At 66.1% G+C, this 17282-nt stretch carries 15 protein-coding genes; 7 read left to right on the forward strand and 8 right to left on the reverse strand.

The genetic code is table 11. The annotated features are described in order from the left end of the window. The first annotated feature begins 50 nt into the window (after positions 1-50). Both AWC06_RS09820 and dinB read left to right on the forward strand, forming a co-directional pair. The gene (locus AWC06_RS09820) at positions 51-698 is read left to right on the forward strand and encodes a TetR/AcrR family transcriptional regulator (protein WP_372458196.1); all 648 of its coding nucleotides are present in this window, start codon (positions 51-53) and stop codon (positions 696-698) included. Between the two features lie 24 nt (positions 699-722). Next, positions 723-1961, forward strand: a complete 1239-nt coding sequence (dinB, locus tag AWC06_RS09825) for a DNA polymerase IV (protein WP_085196851.1) — start codon at positions 723-725, stop codon at positions 1959-1961. 77 nt (positions 1962-2038) lie between these two features. Here the strand turns inward: dinB and AWC06_RS09830 are convergent, their stop codons facing one another. From AWC06_RS09830 to AWC06_RS09840, 3 genes are read right to left on the reverse strand one after another with little or no spacing between them, the layout of a single operon-like run. Beyond that, positions 2039-3043 (reverse strand): PHP domain-containing protein, encoded by a 1005-nt coding sequence (locus AWC06_RS09830; RefSeq protein ID WP_085196853.1) that lies wholly within the window; start codon positions 3041-3043, stop codon positions 2039-2041. Between the two features lie 42 nt (positions 3044-3085). Next, the gene (locus AWC06_RS09835) at positions 3086-3535 is read right to left on the reverse strand and encodes a hypothetical protein (RefSeq protein ID WP_085196855.1); all 450 of its coding nucleotides are present in this window, start codon (positions 3533-3535) and stop codon (positions 3086-3088) included. 26 nt (positions 3536-3561) lie between these two features. After that, a complete protein-coding gene (locus AWC06_RS09840; RefSeq protein WP_085196857.1) occupies positions 3562-3903 on the reverse strand; it encodes a tRNA-binding protein in 342 nt (113 codons plus the stop codon). Between the two features lie 379 nt (positions 3904-4282). On the opposite strand from AWC06_RS09840, the gene AWC06_RS09850 reads away from it, so the two are divergent. Beyond that, positions 4283-5146: an LLM class F420-dependent oxidoreductase gene (locus AWC06_RS09850; RefSeq protein WP_085196859.1), complete on the forward strand. Its 864-nt coding sequence runs from the start codon at positions 4283-4285 to the stop codon at positions 5144-5146. Positions 5147-5204: 58 nt separating this feature from the next. On the opposite strand, the gene AWC06_RS23280 is transcribed toward AWC06_RS09850, so the two are convergent. From AWC06_RS23280 to gltB, 3 genes are all read right to left on the reverse strand, one after another. Beyond that, positions 5205-5345, reverse strand: coding sequence for a hypothetical protein (locus AWC06_RS23280; RefSeq protein ID WP_169715329.1), 141 nt, complete (start codon positions 5343-5345; stop codon positions 5205-5207). Between the two features lie 144 nt (positions 5346-5489). Beyond that, positions 5490-6956: a glutamate synthase subunit beta gene (locus tag AWC06_RS09855; RefSeq protein WP_085196890.1), complete on the reverse strand. Its 1467-nt coding sequence runs from the start codon at positions 6954-6956 to the stop codon at positions 5490-5492. Then, complete coding sequence (gltB, locus tag AWC06_RS09860; protein ID WP_085196892.1) at positions 6949-11541, reverse strand: glutamate synthase large subunit; 4593 nt, start codon at positions 11539-11541, stop codon at positions 6949-6951. The genes AWC06_RS09855 and gltB overlap by 8 nt, the downstream gene beginning before the upstream one ends. A gap of 593 nt (positions 11542-12134) precedes the next feature. Here gltB and AWC06_RS09865 point away from each other — a divergent pair. Further along, the gene (locus AWC06_RS09865; protein WP_139819997.1) at positions 12135-13187 is read left to right on the forward strand and encodes a MinD/ParA family ATP-binding protein; all 1053 of its coding nucleotides are present in this window, start codon (positions 12135-12137) and stop codon (positions 13185-13187) included. On the opposite strand, the gene AWC06_RS09870 is transcribed toward AWC06_RS09865, so the two are convergent. Together AWC06_RS09870 and sigI are read right to left on the reverse strand one after the other, a co-directional pair. Continuing rightward, positions 13188-13607: an SRPBCC family protein gene (locus AWC06_RS09870; RefSeq protein ID WP_085196863.1), complete on the reverse strand. Its 420-nt coding sequence runs from the start codon at positions 13605-13607 to the stop codon at positions 13188-13190. Between the two features lie 4 nt (positions 13608-13611). Continuing rightward, positions 13612-14484 carry an RNA polymerase sigma factor SigI gene (sigI, locus tag AWC06_RS09875; RefSeq protein WP_085196865.1) on the reverse strand — a complete coding sequence of 291 codons (873 nt, stop codon included), beginning with the start codon at positions 14482-14484 and terminating at the stop codon, positions 13612-13614. Positions 14485-14594: 110 nt separating this feature from the next. Between sigI and AWC06_RS09880 the strand changes: the two genes are divergently transcribed. The 3 genes from AWC06_RS09880 (at position 14595) to AWC06_RS09890 (ending at position 17246) form a co-directional block, all read left to right on the forward strand. Further along, positions 14595-15431, forward strand: a complete 837-nt coding sequence (locus AWC06_RS09880) for an NmrA family NAD(P)-binding protein (protein WP_085196867.1) — start codon at positions 14595-14597, stop codon at positions 15429-15431. Between the two features lie 111 nt (positions 15432-15542). Then, the gene (locus AWC06_RS09885; protein WP_085196869.1) at positions 15543-15992 is read left to right on the forward strand and encodes a nitroreductase family deazaflavin-dependent oxidoreductase; all 450 of its coding nucleotides are present in this window, start codon (positions 15543-15545) and stop codon (positions 15990-15992) included. Positions 15993-16037: 45 nt separating this feature from the next. Next, positions 16038-17246 carry a DUF222 domain-containing protein gene (locus AWC06_RS09890; RefSeq protein ID WP_085196894.1) on the forward strand — a complete coding sequence of 403 codons (1209 nt, stop codon included), beginning with the start codon at positions 16038-16040 and terminating at the stop codon, positions 17244-17246. Positions 17247-17282: the final 36 nt, after the last annotated feature.

Here is a 17282-nt window from a genome sequence, read left to right on the forward strand (position 1 = left end):
TCGTGTTGAGTCGGTCAACAGTGTGTTGAATTTCTCGACACAGTGTTAAGGTGGCTGTTGTGACTGCCGCGAGCCCTACCCGTGTTTCCCGGGGTCGTCGTTCCACCCGCCCCTCCGGCGACGATCGTGAGTTGGCCATCCTGACCACCGCGGAACGACTGCTGGCGCAGCGTCCGCTCGCCGACATCTCGGTCGACGACCTGGCCAAGGGGGCGGGCCTATCCCGCCCGACGTTCTACTTCTATTTCCCCTCCAAGGATGCGGTACTCCTCACCCTTTTCGAGCGGGCGATCGTCGAAGCCGACTCCGCGCTGGAGAGCATGATCGCCAACCCGCCGGCCGACCTGAAAGCGCTGTGGCGCAGCGGCATCAGCCTCTTCGTCGAGACATTCAGTTCACATCGTGCGGTGTCACTGGCCGCCGATGCCGCGCGCACCAACAAGGACATTCGCGAACTGTGGTCTCGGTTCATGCAGAAGTGGGTCGCCCACATCGCCACGGTGATCGAGACCGAGCGCGCCCGCGGCGAGGCTCCGGTGACGCTGCCGGCCCAGGACCTGTCCTCGGCGCTGAACCTGCTCAACGAGAAGGTGATGTTGAGCTCCTTCGCCGACGAGCGCCCGTCCGTGCCGGACGAGCAGTTGCTCGAAACGCTGGTGCACATCTGGGTCACGAGCATCTACGGCGAATCGAGTTAACGCGTCGGAGCCGCATGCGAACATATGTTCGTGCAGCGCTTGGCTCACGAAACAGCATCGATCCTGCATGCGGACCTCGATTCGTTCTATGCCTCGGTCGAGCAGCGTGACGACCCGGCTCTGCGTGGTCGCCCGGTGATCGTCGGCGGTGGGGTCGTGCTCGCCGCCAGCTATGAGGCCAAGGCCTACGGGGTCCGCACCGCGATGGGCGGGGCCCAGGCACGCCGGCTGTGCCCGCATGCGGTGGTGGTCCCGCCGCGGATGAGTGCCTACATGAGCGCCAGCGACGCAGTGTTCGAGGTGTTCCGGGACATCACACCGTTGGTGGAGGCGATCTCGGTGGACGAGGCGTTCCTGGACGTCGCCGGACTTCGCCGGGTTTCCGGCACACCGATCGAGATCGCCGCGCGGCTGCGCGCCGAGGTGCGCCATCGGGTCGGGCTGCCCATCACCGTCGGCGTGGCCCGGACGAAGTTCCTTGCCAAGGTGGCCAGCCAGGAGGCCAAGCCCGATGGCCTGCTGCTGGTTCCGCCCGACCACGAGCTGACGTTCCTGCATCCGCTGCCCGTGCGTCGGTTATGGGGGGTGGGCGCGGTGACCGCTGAGCGGCTGCGCGCACACGGCATCGAAACCGTCGCCGATGTCGCCGAGCTCAGCGAGTCCATGCTGGCCTCACTGGTCGGCGGGGCGATGGGCGGTCGGCTGTACGCGCTGTCCCACAATATCGATCGTCGTCGGGTCTCGACGTCCGTTCGCCGGCGCTCGGTGGGCGCCCAGCGCGCGCTCGGCCGCCGCGGCAACACCATGTCGCCCGCCGCGATCGACGCCGTGGTAATCACCCTGATCGACCGGATTACCGCGCGGATGCGCGCGGCCGGGCGCACCGGGCGAACAGTGGTGCTGCGGTTGCGGTTTGACGACTTCAGCCGTGCAACCCGGTCGCACACCCTGCCATTTGCCACCTCGTCAACACAAACCATCCTGGCCACCGCGCGGCGGCTGGTGGCATCCGCTGCGCCGATGGTCGCCGAGCGCGGGCTGACCCTGGTTGGCTTCGCGGTGTCGGACATCGATCGCAGCGGCGCCCAACAGTTGATGCTGCCGTTCGCTGATGATGGTCCGCGGGTGGTCGATGCGGCAATCGACGCGGTGCGGCAGCGCTACGGCAAGTCCGCGGTCACCCGCGCGGTGCTGGTGGGCCGCGATCCCGGCGTCGAGATGCCGCACGCCCCCGCAAGCGGGAGGTACCCCCAGCCGGACTGAGGCTGCGATGCCCGTCGAGTGTGCAGCCAGGCGCATTGTCGAGCCCGAATGTGCGGCCAGCCGCACGCTGGTCGGACCTACGCCGCCGTCCAGGCCAGCAGCTTGTCGACCGGCCAGGTGTTGACGATGCGGTCGGCGGGCACCCCGGCATCCATGGCCCGCTGAGCGCCGTAGCCGAGGAAGTCGAGCTGGCCGGGTGCGTGCGCGTCGGTGTCGATGCTGAAGTCGCAGCCGATTTCCAGAGCGAGATTCAGCAGCCGGGTCGGCGGGTCGCGACGTTCGGGCCGGGAGTTGATCTCCACGGCGGTGCCATGCTCGCGGCAGGCGGTGAAAACCGCCTCGGCGTCGAACTTCGATTCCGGCCGGATGCCACGGTTACCCGCAACCAACCGTCCCGTACAGTGCCCGAGCACGTCGGCATGCTCGTTGCTGACCGCGCGCACCATCCGGCGGGTCATCGATGCGGAATCCATCGACAGCTTGGAGTGCACGCTGGCCACCACGACGTCGAGACGCTCCAGAAGCTCGGGTTCCTGATCCAAACTGCCGTCGTCGAGGATGTCCACCTCGATGCCGGTCAGAATGCGCATCGGCGCGAACTGCTCGCGCAGCCCCTCGATCACGTCGAGCTGTTTGCGCAGCCGCTCTGGCGACAAGCCGTTGGCGATGGTCAGCCGCGGTGAGTGATCGGTCAGCGCGCAATACTCGTGGCCCAACCTCGACGCGGTCGCCATCATCTCCTCGATCGGCGCCGAGCCATCCGACCAATTCGAATGCAGATGCAGGTCGCCGCGCAACGCCGCCCGGATATCGCCACCACCGAGATCTTCAGCGGCAGCGCGTAATTCGACGAGATAGTCGGGTTCGCGTCCCGACCATGCCTGGTCGATCACCTTCGCGGTCTTCGGCCCGATGCCCGGCAGAGACTGCCAACTGTTGGCCTGGCCGTGGCGCTCCCGCTCGACGTCGTCCAGGCTCTCGACGATGTCGGCGGCGTTGCGGTAGGCCATGACGCGGCGAGGATCCTCGCGCGCCCGGTCTTTGTAGTAGGCGATCTCTCGCAGCGCGACTACCGGGTCCATGCCACCAGTGTGCCGACTCGTGTCGACGGCGGCGACCCGCAGCTAAGACACCAGCTGTCCGGCGATGAATCCGGCGAAGATCACCCCGAAGCCGCCGATCTCGCCGACGATCAGTGCCGTCATCTCGACCTCGAGCCTGCGGTCGGCGTGCTCGAACTGGTTGGTGGTGTCCCGCCGTGCGCCGTGAACGATGTAGCTCAGGATCGCGGCGACGAAGAAAAACACCACCACCATCGCGGCGATCAGGTTCACCCACGTCGGCCAGGCGCTCAGGTTGACGAAAACCGCGATCAGCAACGTCGCGAACGAGTAGAGCAGGGCCGCCCGGTGCGCGATGTCGACGTAGGGGTGGGCTCGGTGGTCTTCGGCGGCCATGATCTGCCGGTACTTCCACACTCCGAGGCACAGTGCCAGCAGGAAGATCAGCCCGGCTGCCAGCAGGGTGATCTTGGTGTCGATTCCGAGCGTGTCGATTTCAGCGTAATGGCGCATGGTCGGGTCGAGTTTAGTTGCGCAATTCAGACCAGCCGGAGGCCCGGCGGTATCTCCCGATCCGGGCCAACCAGTACAACACTGCGGTCACCTTCGGTCGGCACCCCCAGCACGAGAACCTCCGATACGAAGTCGGCGACCCGGCGCGCGGGCAGATTGACAACTGCTAGCACTAATCGGCCCTTCAGCTCGTCAACGGTGTACAGATCGCTGATCTGTGCGCTGGACTTGCGTATCCCTAAATCACCGAAATCGATCCATATTTTGTACGCGGGTTTGCGGGCGCGCGGGAATTCCTCAGCCTTGATCACGCGTCCGACGCGAATATCGACATCTAAGAACGTCTCGATTGTCGTAGTGGGTGACATCGGTCTCCTGCTATGGCGCAACGCTTTTCGAGGTTTTCGCTAGGGTGCTAGGCACGCAATATAGGTGTGGGGCGACTCAGAACCAGTAGCTCCGCATCTCTTCCAGGAAGTCCCTCGTAATCGGATGACCTGATCGATCACCGATGACGCTGTCGATACCGCACCGAGGGCATAGTGCGGTCTGTCCCTCTATACCCATCTCTTCCACCATCTCTGGCGCCGGATCGATCCAGTCTGTGATCTCTACCGGCGAGAAGGTCGCGCAGCAGTAGAAGCAACCACAGACGCTACTCTCGGCAAGCTCCCCGCGATTGAGACGGCAATGATTGTGAGCTGCCGAAATATCGCTGGGCATCGCCACCGGACTAGTGTCGGTTCAATGCGATTCGCGTTCAAGACCTCACCGCAACACACCACCTGGCCCCAGATGCTGGCCGTCTGGAAAGAGGCCGACGGCATCGACATCTTCGAGTCCGGGTGGACCTTCGACCACTTCTATCCGATCTTCGGCGGCGACTCCAGCGGCCCCTGCTTGGAGGGCTGGACGACGTTGACCGCGCTGGCACAGGCCACCACCCGGCTTCGGCTGGGCACCTTGGTCACCGGCATCCACTACCGCCACCCCGCCGTACTGGCCAATATGGCGGCCGCACTCGACATCATCTCCAACGGTCGGCTCGAGCTGGGAATCGGCGCCGGGTGGAATGAGGAGGAGTCCGGCGCCTACGGCATCGAGTTGGGCAGCATCAAGGAACGCTTCGACCGGTTCGAGGAGGCCTGCGAGGTGTTGACCAGCCTGCTCAGCCAGGAGACGACCGACTTCGACGGCAAGTACTACCAACTCAAAGGAGCCCGCAACGAGCCCAAGGGCCCGCAGCGCCCGCACCCACCGATCTGTATCGGCGGCAGCGGTGAGAAACGCACGCTACGGATCACCGCCCGCTACGCCCAGCACTGGAACTTCGTCGGGGGTACGCCGGAGGAATTCGCGCGCAAGCGCGACGTGCTGGGCGCACACTGTGCGGACATCGGGCGTGACCGCACCGAGATCACGCTCTCCGCGCACCTGTTTCTCGGCGAAGACCGCAACTACCGACAGATCATCGACAACGCCGGCGCGCTGGGAGCCGAAGGCCTCGACCTCGCCATCGTCTACATCTCACCCCCGCACGACCCGGCGGTCCTGGAGCCGCTCGCCGAGGCGATCCGGGATTCTGGTCTCGTCGCCGGCACCCGTAGATAACAAATTGGTCAAGCTGAGCAAACGTGAGGGTCGTCGGCGCGCTGCCAGATCCGGTGGTTCACACGCCGAAGCGCAGCAGCTCCTCCGCGGTCACCAGGCGCTCGTGCTTGGCCGGGAATTCGCGACTCTTGACCGGGTGCCGAAACCATGACCAGGCAATTCGCCCGACCCGCGACCGGGGCATCGGATTGATATGCACGGTGATCACTCCTGCGGTCGGTGTACGTAACCGGGCCGCACGGCCGGACGGCGACCCATTCGGGTTATTACACACCCTACAGCTGGCAAACAGTGTAAGACGCGCCGAGTAATTTATCAAATGTTTCTGGTGTGACTGCAGTGACTAACGTTGCGGAGCCGCCGTCGGTGCGATCGGCGCTGGTAGCGCACTGCGACCCATCAAAAACCGGTCCACACCAGCCGCCGCGGCGCGGCCTTCGGCGATCGCCCAGACGATCAACGACTGCCCCCGACCCATGTCGCCGGCAACGAACACGCCGGGCACAGAGGTCTCGAAGTTGTTGCCGCGCGCCACGTTACCGCGCTCTGTTAGGTCTACCCCGAGGTCCGTGAGAAGGCCGGCCCGTTCCGGTCCGACGAATCCCATTGCCAGCAACACCAGATCGGCTTCGATTTCGAAATCGCTGCCCTCGGTCTTGACGAACTTGCCGTCCTGCATGGTCACCTCGTGCACTTTCAGTGCAGCAACGTGGCCGTCGCGGCCGACGAATTCCTCGGTGTTGACCGAGAACACCCGCTCGCCGCCTTCTTCGTGCGCGGCCGACACCCGGAACATCAGCTCATACATCGGCCATGGCGTTGACGCCGCGCGGGTGTCCGGCGGGCGCGGCATGATCTCGAACTGGTGCACGCTGACAGCGCCCTGGCGGTGCACCGTGCCCAGGCAGTCGGCGCCGGTGTCGCCGCCGCCGATGATGATGACCTTCTTACTCTTGGCGGTGATGGGCGGCTCGCCGTCGGGACCGAGGACGTCGTCACCTTCCTGCACCCGGTTGGCCCAGGGCAGGTACTCCATCGCCTGGTGGATGCCGTCGAGCTCACGCCCCGGGATCGGCAGTTCACGCCAGGCGGTCGCGCCGCCGGCCAGCACCACCGCATCGAAGTCGGCACGCAACTGCTCGGCGGTGATGTCGACGCCGACGTTCACGTTTGGCCGAAACTCGGTGCCTTCGGCCCTCATCTGGTCCAGCCGCCGTTCGAGGTGGCGCTTTTCCATCTTGAACTCGGGAATGCCGTAGCGCAGCAGCCCGCCGATGCGGTCGGCGCGTTCGAAGACCGTCACGCTGTGGCCGGCGCGGGTGAGCTGCTGAGCGGCGGCCAGGCCGGCCGGGCCGGACCCAACCACCGCGACTGTCTTGCCGGTCAACCGATCCGGTGGCAGCGGGACCACCCAGCCTTCGTCGAAGGCGTTGTCGATGATGTCCAGCTCGATCTGCTTGATCGTCACCGGATCCTGGTTGATTCCCAGCACGCATGACGACTCGCACGGCGCCGGGCACAGTCGACCGGTGAAGTCGGGAAAGTTGTTGGTGGCGTGCAGCCGTTCGATCGCGGCGCGCCAACGACCGGTGCGCACCAGGTCATTCCACTCCGGGATAAGGTTGCCCAGCGGACAACCGTTGTGGCAGAACGGGATTCCGCAGTCCATGCAACGGGTAGCCTGCTGCTGGAGTTTTGAATGCGGGAAGTCCTCGTAGACCTCGTTCCAGTCACGCAGGCGCAGCTCCACCGGGCGGCGTTTCGGCGTCTCACGGTGGGTGTATTTCAGGAAGCCTTTCGGATCAGCCACTTGCCGCCGCCATGATCGCTTCATCGGGGTCGCTGCCGGTGCGCTCTGCCTCGGCGATCGCCTCCAGGACCCGCTTGTAATCGCGCGGCATCACCTTGGCGAAGCGGCGCTGCTGCACCTTCCAGTCGCCCAGAATGCGCTGGCCGATCGCCGAGTCGGTGGCGTCGACGTGCGCCTGGATCATCCCGTGCAGCCAGGTCACGTCGTCATCGTCGAGCGCCTCCAGCTCCACCATCTCGGCGTTGAGGTTGGCCGGCAACTCGTTTTCAGGGTCGTAGACATAGGCAATACCGCCCGACATGCCGGCCGCGAAGTTGCGCCCGGTGCGACCGAGAATGACGACCTTGCCGCCGGTCATGTACTCGCAGCCGTGATCACCGACGCCCTCGACCACCGCGTGCGCGCCGGAGTTGCGCACCGCGAACCGCTCGCCGACCACCCCGCGCAGGAAGGCCTCGCCGCTGGTGGCGCCGAACAGGATGACGTTGCCGCCGATGATGTTCTCCTCGGCGACGTAGTCCTCGGGCGCGTTGTCGGACGGCCGCACAACGATCCGGCCCCCGGACAGCCCCTTGCCGACGTAGTCGTTGGCATCGCCGTAGACGCGCAGCGTGATGCCCTTGGGGACGAATGCCCCGAAGCTGTTACCGGCCGACCCGTCGAACGTGATGTCGATGGTGCCGTCTGGCAGTCCTTGCCCGCCATAGGCTTTGGTCACTTCGTGGCCGAGCATGGTGCCGACGGTGCGGTTGACGTTGGCGATCGTGGTGGAGAACCGGACCGGTTTCCCGGAGTCCAACGCCTCGCGGCTCATCACGATCAACTGTTGGTCCAGGGCCTTGTCCAGCCCGTGGTCCTGGCTGGAGCTGCAGTAGAGGTCCTGGTTCATGAACGCCGACTCCGGCTCGTGCAGCACCGGTGTCAGGTCGAGCTTGTGCGCCTTCCAGTGCGCACGCGCAAGCGTGGTGTCCAGCGCGTTCACCTGGCCGACGGCCTCGTTGAGTGTCCGGAAACCCAACTGCGCCATGTATTCGCGGACCTCTTCGGCGACGAACAGGAAGAAGTTCTCGACGAACTCGGGCTTGCCGTTGAACCGTTGCCGCAGCACCGGGTTCTGGGTGGCCACCCCGACCGGGCAGGTGTCGAGGTGACACACCCGCATCATGATGCAGCCGGAAACCACCAGCGGTGCGGTGGCGAAGCCGAATTCCTCGGCGCCCAGCAGCGCGGCGATCATCACGTCACGCCCGGTCTTGAGCTGGCCGTCGACCTGCACCACGATCCGATCCCGTAACCCGTTGAGTAGCAAGGTCTGCTGGGTTTCGGCCAGTCCGAGCTCCCACGGTGCACCGGCATGCTTCATCGACGTCAGCGGAGTGGCGCCGGTGCCGCCGTCGTGCCCGGAGATCAGGACCACGTCGGCGTGCGCCTTGGACACACCCGCGGCCACCGTGCCCACACCGTTCTCCGAAACCAGCTTGACGTGAATCCGCGCGGAGGGGTTGGCGTTCTTCAGGTCGTGGATCAGCTGGGCGAGATCCTCGATGGAGTAGATGTCATGGTGCGGCGGCGGTGAGATCAACCCCACGCCCGGAGTGGAGTGGCGCACATCGGCAATCCACGGATAGACCTTGCCGCCCGGAAGCTGACCGCCCTCACCGGGTTTCGCGCCCTGCGCCATTTTGATCTGAATGTCGGTGCAGTTGGTCAGGTAGTGCGAGGTGACACCGAATCGCGCGGACGCGACCTGCTTGATCGCGCTGCGGCGCCAGTCACCGTTGGGGTCGCGCTCGTAGCGGCTGACGTGCTCGCCGCCTTCACCGCAGTTCGACCGGCCACCCAACCGGTTCATCGCGATAGCGAGCGTTTCGTGCGCTTCGGCCGAGATCGAGCCGTAGCTCATCGCGCCGGTGGCGAACCGCTTGACGATCTCGGTGGCGGGCTCGACCTCGTCCAGCGGAACAGGCGGGCGCACACCTTCTTTGAATTTCAGCAGCCCGCGCAGCGATGCCATCCGCTCGCTTTGGTCGTCGACCAAACGGGTGTACTCCTTGAAGATCGTGTACTGCCCGGTGCGGGTGGAGTGCTGCAGCTTGAAGACGGTGTCCGGGTTGAACAGGTGGTACTCGCCTTCGCGGCGCCACTGGTATTCGCCGCCGACCTCGAGTTCGCGGTGCGCGCGCTCGTTCGGCCTGTCCAGGAACGCCAGGGAGTGGCGGGCGGCGACGTCGGCCGCGATGTCGTCGAGGGTGATGCCGCCGGTGGGGCAGCTCAACCCGGTGAAGTACTCGTCGAGCAGATCCTCCGAGATGCCGACGGCCTGGAACAGTTGGGCCCCGGTGTACGACGCCAGGGTCGAGATGCCCATCTTGGACATCACTTTCAGCACGCCCTTGCCGGCGGCCTTGATGTAGTTCTGTATGGCCTTCTCGCGGTCGAGCCCCACCAGGGCGCCCCTGTCGAGCATGTCGGCGATCGACTCGAACACCATGTAGGGGTTGATCGCCGCCGCGCCGAAGCCGACCAGCATGGCCATGTGGTGCACCTCGCGGGCATCCCCGGACTCAACTACCAGGCCGACCTGGGTGCGGGTGCGTTCCCGCACCAGGTGGTGGTGCACTGCTGAGACCGCCAGCAGCGACGGGATCGGGGCCAGCCGCTCGTCGGACTCACGGTCGCTCAGGATGATGATCCGCGCGCCGTCGGCGATCGCCGCCGAGGTCTGCGCGCGCACGTCGTCGAGCGCGGCCTTCAGCCCGGCGCCACCCTCGGCGACCGGGTACAGGCAGCGAATAACCTTGGACCGCAAGCCGTGCCGACGTCCGTTGACTTCCACGTCGGGGTCGAGGTTGATTAGCTTGGCCAGCTCGTGGTTGCGCAGAATCGGCTGCGACAACACGATCTGGTGACAAGAATTCTCGTCCGGGTTCAGCAGGTCGCCCTCCGGCCCAAGGGTGTGCTGCAGGCTGGTCACCACCTCTTCGCGGATGGCATCCAGCGGCGGGTTGGTCACCTGGGCGAACAGCTGGTGGAAGTAGTCGAACAGCATCCGGGGCCGATGGGACAGCACCGCGACCGGGGTGTCGGTGCCCATCGACCCGATCGGCTCTGCGCCGGTGCGGACCATCGGCGCCACCAACAGGTTGAGCTCCTCGTAGGTGTAGCCGAAAACCAATTGGCGCAAGACGACCCGATGGTGTGGCATCCGCACGTAGTTGCCCTGCGGCAATTCGTCAAGCGGGATCAGGCCCTTGTCCAACCATTCCCGGTACGGGTGCTCGGCGGCCAGTTCGGCTTTGATCTCCTCGTCGGAGACGATGCGACCCTGCGCGGTGTCGACCAAAAACATCCGGCCGGGCTGCAGCCGCATCCGGCGCACCACTTTCGACGAGTCGAGGTCGAGCACACCGGCCTCGGAGGCCATCACCACCAGGCCGTCCTCGGTGACCCAGATCCGTGATGGCCGTAGGCCGTTGCGGTCTAGCACTGCGCCCACGACGGTGCCGTCAGTGAACGTCATCGACGCCGGGCCGTCCCACGGCTCCATCAGCGACGCGTGGTACTGGTAGAACGCCCGCCGGGCCGGGTCCATCGACTCGTGGCGCTCCCAGGCTTCCGGGATCATCATCAGCACCGCGTGGGCCAGGCTGCGACCACCCAGGTGCAGGAATTCCAGCACCTCATCGAAGCGGGCAGTATCCGAACCGCCGCGGGTGCAGATCGGGAACAGCTTCTGCACGTCGTCGTGTGAGCCGAAGATGTCGGTATCGACCAGCGCCTCGCGGGCCCGCATCCAGTTCTCGTTACCGGTGACGGTGTTGATCTCGCCGTTGTGGGCGATCCGTCTATACGGATGCGCCAGCGGCCAGGACGGGAAGGTGTTCGTCGAGAACCGAGAGTGCACGATGCCGAGCGCGCTGGCCAGCCGGTCGTCTTGCAAATCCAGGTAGAAGGCCTTGAGCTGCGGTGTGGTCAACATGCCCTTGTAGACAAAGGTTTGACCGGAAAGGCTTGGGAAATAGACGGTTTCGCGCCCGGGCCCGTCCTGGCCGGGGCCCTTGGTGCCGAGTTCGTGTTCGGCGCGCTTGCGGATCACATACGCGCGGCGCTCCAGCGTCATACCCGAAGCACCGGCGATGAACAGCTGACGGAAGGTCGGCATCGCATCGCGCGACAACGCACCCAGCGACGAGTCGTCGGTGGGCACCTCGCGCCAGCCGAGCACCTCCAAACCCTCGGACTCGACGATCTTCTCCACCGCCGCGCAGGCCGCCGCGGCCTCTTTCGACGACTGCGGCAAAAACGCGATGCCGGTGGCATAGCTGCCTGCCGGCGGCAGCTGGAAGTCCACGACCGAACGCAGGAAATGGTCAGGAACCTGGATCAGGATCCCGGCGCCGTCACCGCTGTGCGGCTCGGCGCCCTGGGCGCCGCGGTGCTCGAGGTTGAGCAACGCGGTAATCGCCTTGTCCACGATGTCGCGGCTGCGGCGGCCATGCATGTCGACGACCATGGCCACCCCGCACGAGTCATGCTCGTATGCGGGGTTGTAGAGCCCTGTAGAGCCCCAGCGGTTGGGCGCCATTCCCACCTGACCCTTCACCAGACTTCCTGCGCGGCATTCATAAATCGGCTCCGTTGGCGCCGCGGCCCCGAGGCTGCAGGCTAGGCTCCTTCGGTCTTGTCGATATGCTGTCGCCTGGTGGCGAAGACCCGGTTGAGGATGCTCCGTGCAGCGCTGAACGGTGGCCCTGTACCCGGTTTCGACAAGTCGTAAAACGATATGACAAAACCCGCCTGACATGCCAACTTGACCAATTTTAACCCGTCGGACGGAGTGCTCAGCCAATCCGGCGCCGGGGACGGGCGGATTTTCCGGGTCCCTTTGCGCCCCAGGGCAATTGCCTGAAACGACGACGGGCCGGCGCGGCGCCGGCTGGACCCGGGCGGCTGGTCCGACCAGTCGGAGGATTTGCTGTGATCGTGATCAAATGCGCAGGCTGATGGCCGTTTCGATCACATTCGCTGGTAGCAGGCCCCTAGGGCTGGGCCACCGCTTCGTCATGAAATTTGCACAAAGTTGCCCATATTCTCGGGCCGGCGCGGGGTGGGGTAACGGGTCCGCTCTACGATGCGAGTGACTCAACGGAGAAGCCGGTGGAGCCGACCCCACATGCCATGAACGAGCGCGACGAATTCCTGCGCGACCGACTGCGGCCTGCGCAACCCGCCCCCTCGCCGCGGCCTGCGCACCCGCAGGCCCGCAGCCCTCGGCCAGTACCGCGCCAGCTTCGTCCACCGGTGGCGCCCCGCCCGCGGCCCGCTGTCGAGCCAGCGGCCCCACCGCAACGCCCGGTCGCCGACCGGGGCTGGCGTCGCACCGTTCGGGTTGCGACGCTGGGTCTCATCAGCCTTGGCCCCTCGGCTCGAGAACGACAAGAAGCCGAATTCGAGGCCGCCGTAAGGTCCGTGCTGCACGGCAGCTACAAGGTCGGCGTGCTCGGCAAGGGCGGTGTCGGAAAAACCACCGTCGCGGCGAGTGTGGGATCGATCTTCGCCGAGCTGCGGCAGCAGGACCGGGTGGTGGCGATCGACGCCGATACCGCATTTGGCCGGCTGAGCAGCCGAATCGACCCGCGAACGAGCGGCTCCTACTGGGAGATCGCGGCCGACAAGAACCTGCAGTCGTTCGCCGACGTGAGCACGCGGGTGGGCAGCAACTCCGCAGGGCTCTACGTGCTGGCGGGTGAGCCGACGGCCGGTCCGCGGCGAGTGCTCGACCCCGCGATCTACCGCGAAGCCACCTTGCGGCTGGACCGCCATTTCACGATCTCGATCGTCGACTGCGGTTCGACGATGGACGCGCCGGTGACCCAAGAGGCGCTGAGTGATCTGGATGCGCTGATCGTGGTGTCGTCGCCCTGGGCAGACGGTGCATCGGCGGCGGCACAGACGATGGAATGGCTGGCGACGCACGGCCGCACCGGCCTGCTGCGCCGAACTGTAGTGGTGCTCAACGATTCTGACGGCCATTCGGACAGGCACACCCGCTCGGTCTTGGCACGTCAGTTTCTCGACCGCGGACAGCCGGTGGTGGAGGTGCCCTTCGATCCCCATCTGCGCCCCGGCGGCGTCATCGACGTCAGGCATGAGATGGCTCGCCCCACACGGCGTAAGTTTCTGCAAATCGCGGCGACGATTGCCGGGTTCTTCGCGTCGCGGCCCGGGTAGTTACCCGTTTTCGGCGGCCCGCTTCAGCCCCGCGCTTTCCATGTCCACATAGGAGCGGATCCGCGACCCACCTATCAGGGACGCCAGCCATGCCAGCGGACCGGTGGCTGCGAACTCGAGCCTGGTGCGCACATGATCTCCGTCCTCCTCGATGACGTGCACCGCCTCGAAGGAGAGGCCGGGCTGGCGGGCCACCCAGGTGAAGTTGCGCAGTGGCTCCAGTTCGGTCACCGTAAAGACGGTCGGCCTGCCCTTCGGCTGCGTCACGCGTGATCTGCTGCCCACGGCCAGGGGGCCGTCGTCGAGGCGCTTGATCTCCCGCATCGACTCGGTCCAGTTCGGCCAGCCCGCGACGTCGACTAGCAGCTGCCAAACTCGTTCGGCCGGTGCGTGCACGGTTTCTTCACGGACATATCGCATGCGTTCAGAATGCCGCAGCCCGCGCAGAGGGGTCGGCGGTGGCCTCGATCTTGGTGATGTTGTTGTCGCCGATGGTCAGCACGATGACCGCGAACAGCCGTCGGCGGGCGAAGGCCAGTACCACCGGTTGACCGACAGGTCCGCTGACCAGCGTGACGCCCGGCCCCAGGTAGCGCAGCAGGTTGGTGGCGACATCCTGTGGGCCATAGTTGATTTGGGGCGGCGGGGCAGGCTCGGCGATCAGCGTGCCCACCCCCCACACCGTTGGATCCAGCACCGCGGCCAGGGCCTGCAGATCGCCGTTGGCGCAGGCGGTGATGAACTTCTCGGTGACGAGCTGATGCTCGGCGGAGGGCACCTCGCTCGGTTTGGGTTGGGCGAGGGTGAACTTGGCGCGGGCGCGCCGTGCCAGTTGGCGGCAGGTACCGACCGGCCGGCCCACCGTCTCGGCGATGTCGTCGAACGGAACACCGAACACGTCGTGCAGTACAAAAGACACCCGCTCACCGGGGCTGAGCCGGCGCAACACCTCCAGAAGGGCCGTGCGGACCTCGTCGTCGAGGGTCACTCGATCGGCAGGATCCACACGGCCGGATTGGTTGAGCGCCGCCACGTCCGGACCGATGTCGTCTGGGTGCTCATAGCGAGCACGCGCCGAACGGACCTGATCCAGGCAGAGCCGGCCCGCCACCACGGTCAGCCATGCGCGGATATCGTCGATCTCGTTCACGTTCGCACGCGAGAGCCGCAGAAACGCCTCTTGCGCAACGTCTTCGGCATCGCCGACGTCTCCGAGCATCTGATACGCCAGGTTGACCAGGTACGGGCGGTGGTGTCGCCACGCCTCAGTGATCTGGTCCGACTGCGGTTCGGTCATATCTCGATGACGATTTGGTGCCGCAAAAAGTTACGCATTTCGGTTGTAACTTTCCCACGCGGCGAGCCGTCCTTGGTGGAAAGAACATCCGATACCTCAAGGAGCACACCATGACGATCGTCGTGACCGGAGCCACCGGCAATGTCGGCCGGCCTCTCGTTAGCGAACTTGCCGCCGCCGGCTGCCGCGTGCGGGCAGTAACCCGCACGCCGGACACCGCCGCATTCCCCTCCGGTGTCGAGGCAGTCGGCTCGGCTGTGGACGCGCTCGCCGGGGCGAGCGCGGTCTTTTTGAACTCGCGTGCGTTGGGTGACCAACTCGCCGAGGTGGTGGCATCGGCTCGGAGCAGCGGCGTCAGGAAGCTGGTCGCGTTGTCAGCGCTCAACGCCGACGACGACTTCTCCCGGCAACCCTCGCGGTTTCGTGGAGACCGCAACAAGGAAGTCGAACAGTTCGCGGTCGAGTCCGGCCTGAGTTGGGTGAGCCTGCGGCCCAGCGTGTTTGCGTCGAACTTCATCGGCATGTGGGCGGCGCAGATTCGCGCCGGCGATGTGGTCGGCGGCCCCTGCGCGGCGTCGTCTACCGCGCCGATCGTCGACAGCGACATCGCGGCGGTGGCCGCGCGGGCATTGCTCACCGATGAGCTCGACGGCCGCAAGATTCCGTTGACCGGGCCGCAAGCCTTCACCAATACCGAGTTGGTGCAGATCATCAGCACCGTTTTGGGCCGCCCGCTGAGCTACCTAGAGGTGCCGGCAGATGTGGTGCGACAGCAATTCATTCGTATCGGCCTGAGCGCCGGATTCGCCGACGCCTACATAGCACTGCTCGCTGAGACGGCCGACAAGCCGGCCTTGGTCACCCACGAGGTGGAAAAGATCGTTGGCCGCCCAGCAGTCACGTTCGCCCAGTGGGTCGCCGATCACTACGACGCGTTCACGAAATAGCCGAGCGGCGAAATAGCCTAGCGGCGATCGCAAGCTCGGCGAAGCCGGGCGCTGGGGGCACCTCCCGCTTGCGGGGGATGGGTCGCCGCGAAATAGCCTAGGAGACACGCTATGTCAGATCCACGTCCACCCCGCTACCTCAAGCCGATGAACAAGGTGATGATGGCCGTGCAGAAGCTCGGCATCCCGACCGGGCCCGCCATGGTGTTGACCGTGCCCGGCCGTAAGTCCGGCCAACCGCGCAGCACCCCGATGACACCGTTCGAGTTCGACGGCGGTCTCTACGTTGTGGCCGGCTATCCCGGCGCGGACTGGGCCGCCAACGCCCGAGCCGCCGGGACCGGCACACTCGCTCGGGGGCGGCGCTCACGGACGGTCAAGATCGTCGAACTGACCGCCGAGCAAGCCCGCCCGATTCTGCGAGCGTTCCCGGCCGAAGTCCCCGTCGGTGTGGCGTTCGCCAAGCGGTCAGGAATGGTGGTCGACGGCACGTCCGACGAATTCGAGGCGTTGGCGGGCAGGGTCGCCGTGTTTCGGTTCGATCCGATCGCCGCGCATTAGTTGTCTGACGAAACCTGTCGGCCGCTGCTGCTAGTGTTCGAAAGTATGTTCGATTGCGGGCTGCCGGACTTGGATTCCCTGCCAGCTGTCAATGACTCGATGGTGGCGATGGCGATCACCGGCTGGGATCGGGTGGAGGCAGCCGCGGCGGCGCGCCGACTGGGCGCGATCGCTGAGTTGGTGGCTCGGCGGGTCGAGGGCGGCTCGCCCGAGCGGGGGCAGTGGTCGTGTGACAACTGGGATGCGATGGCCGCCGAGGTGGCCGCGGCCCAGGGTATTAGCCACGGTAAGGCGTCGGGGCAGATGTATTTGGCGGTGGCGCTGCGCGAGCGGCTGCCACAGGTGGCCGCGGTGTTCGCCGACGGGATGATCAGCGCCCGGCTGGCGGCGTCGATCGCCTGGCATACGGATTTGATCGAGGACGCGGAGGCCCTGCGGTTGGTGGATAAGACCCTGGCGCAGGAGGCGCTGCGCTTCGGGCCGCTGTCGGCGGCCAAGACCGCCCAGGCCATCGAGGCGGTAGTCGACCAGTATGACCCGGGGGCGCTGCGGCGCACCCGGCAACGAGCGCGCAGCCGTGAGGTGGTGATCGATTCTGCGGATCAGGACTCGGGCACCGCGCCGATGTGGGGGCGGCTGTATGCCACCGATGCCGCAGTGCTGGATCGGCGGTTGATGCAGATGGCCCACGAGGTGTGCGAGGACGATCCGCGCACCATCGCCCAGCGCCGCGCCGACGCGTTAGGGGCCTTGGCCGCCGGTGCCGAGCGGCTGGCCTGTGAGTGCGGGAACACGGACTGCCCGGCCGGCGCCGAGGGCACCGCGCGGCACGCGGGTGTCGTGGTCAATGTGATCGCCGAGGCCTCCGGGCTAAGCAGTGAGCCCGATCCGCACATGTCCGGTGAGCCGACGCCGCGCCCGATCGCGCCCGACGCGCCGCTGATGCAGGAACCGCATCCCGAGCCCGATCCCCCCGCGGCGCTGATACCCAAGCCGCCGCCCGCGCTGATCAGCACCGGCGGTATGGTGCCCGCGCCGCTGCTGGCCGAGCTGATCCGCGGGGGCGCGACGATCCGGCCGGTGGATCACCCCGGCGCGTGCGCGCCGGCTGAGCCGGGTTATCGGCCCTCGGCGGGGTTGGAGCGCTTTGTGCGCTGTCGGGATCTGACGTGTCGATTCCCTAATTGCGATCGCCCGGCCGAGTATTGCGATCTCGACAGAGAGGATCAGATGTCGCTCGCGGTGGCGGTCTGACTCTGACTTCGATTGACGCCGACGGTTGTCCTTGTG

The organism is Mycobacterium fragae, from assembly GCF_002102185.1.
GTDB classification, from domain to species: domain Bacteria; phylum Actinomycetota; class Actinomycetes; order Mycobacteriales; family Mycobacteriaceae; genus Mycobacterium; species Mycobacterium fragae.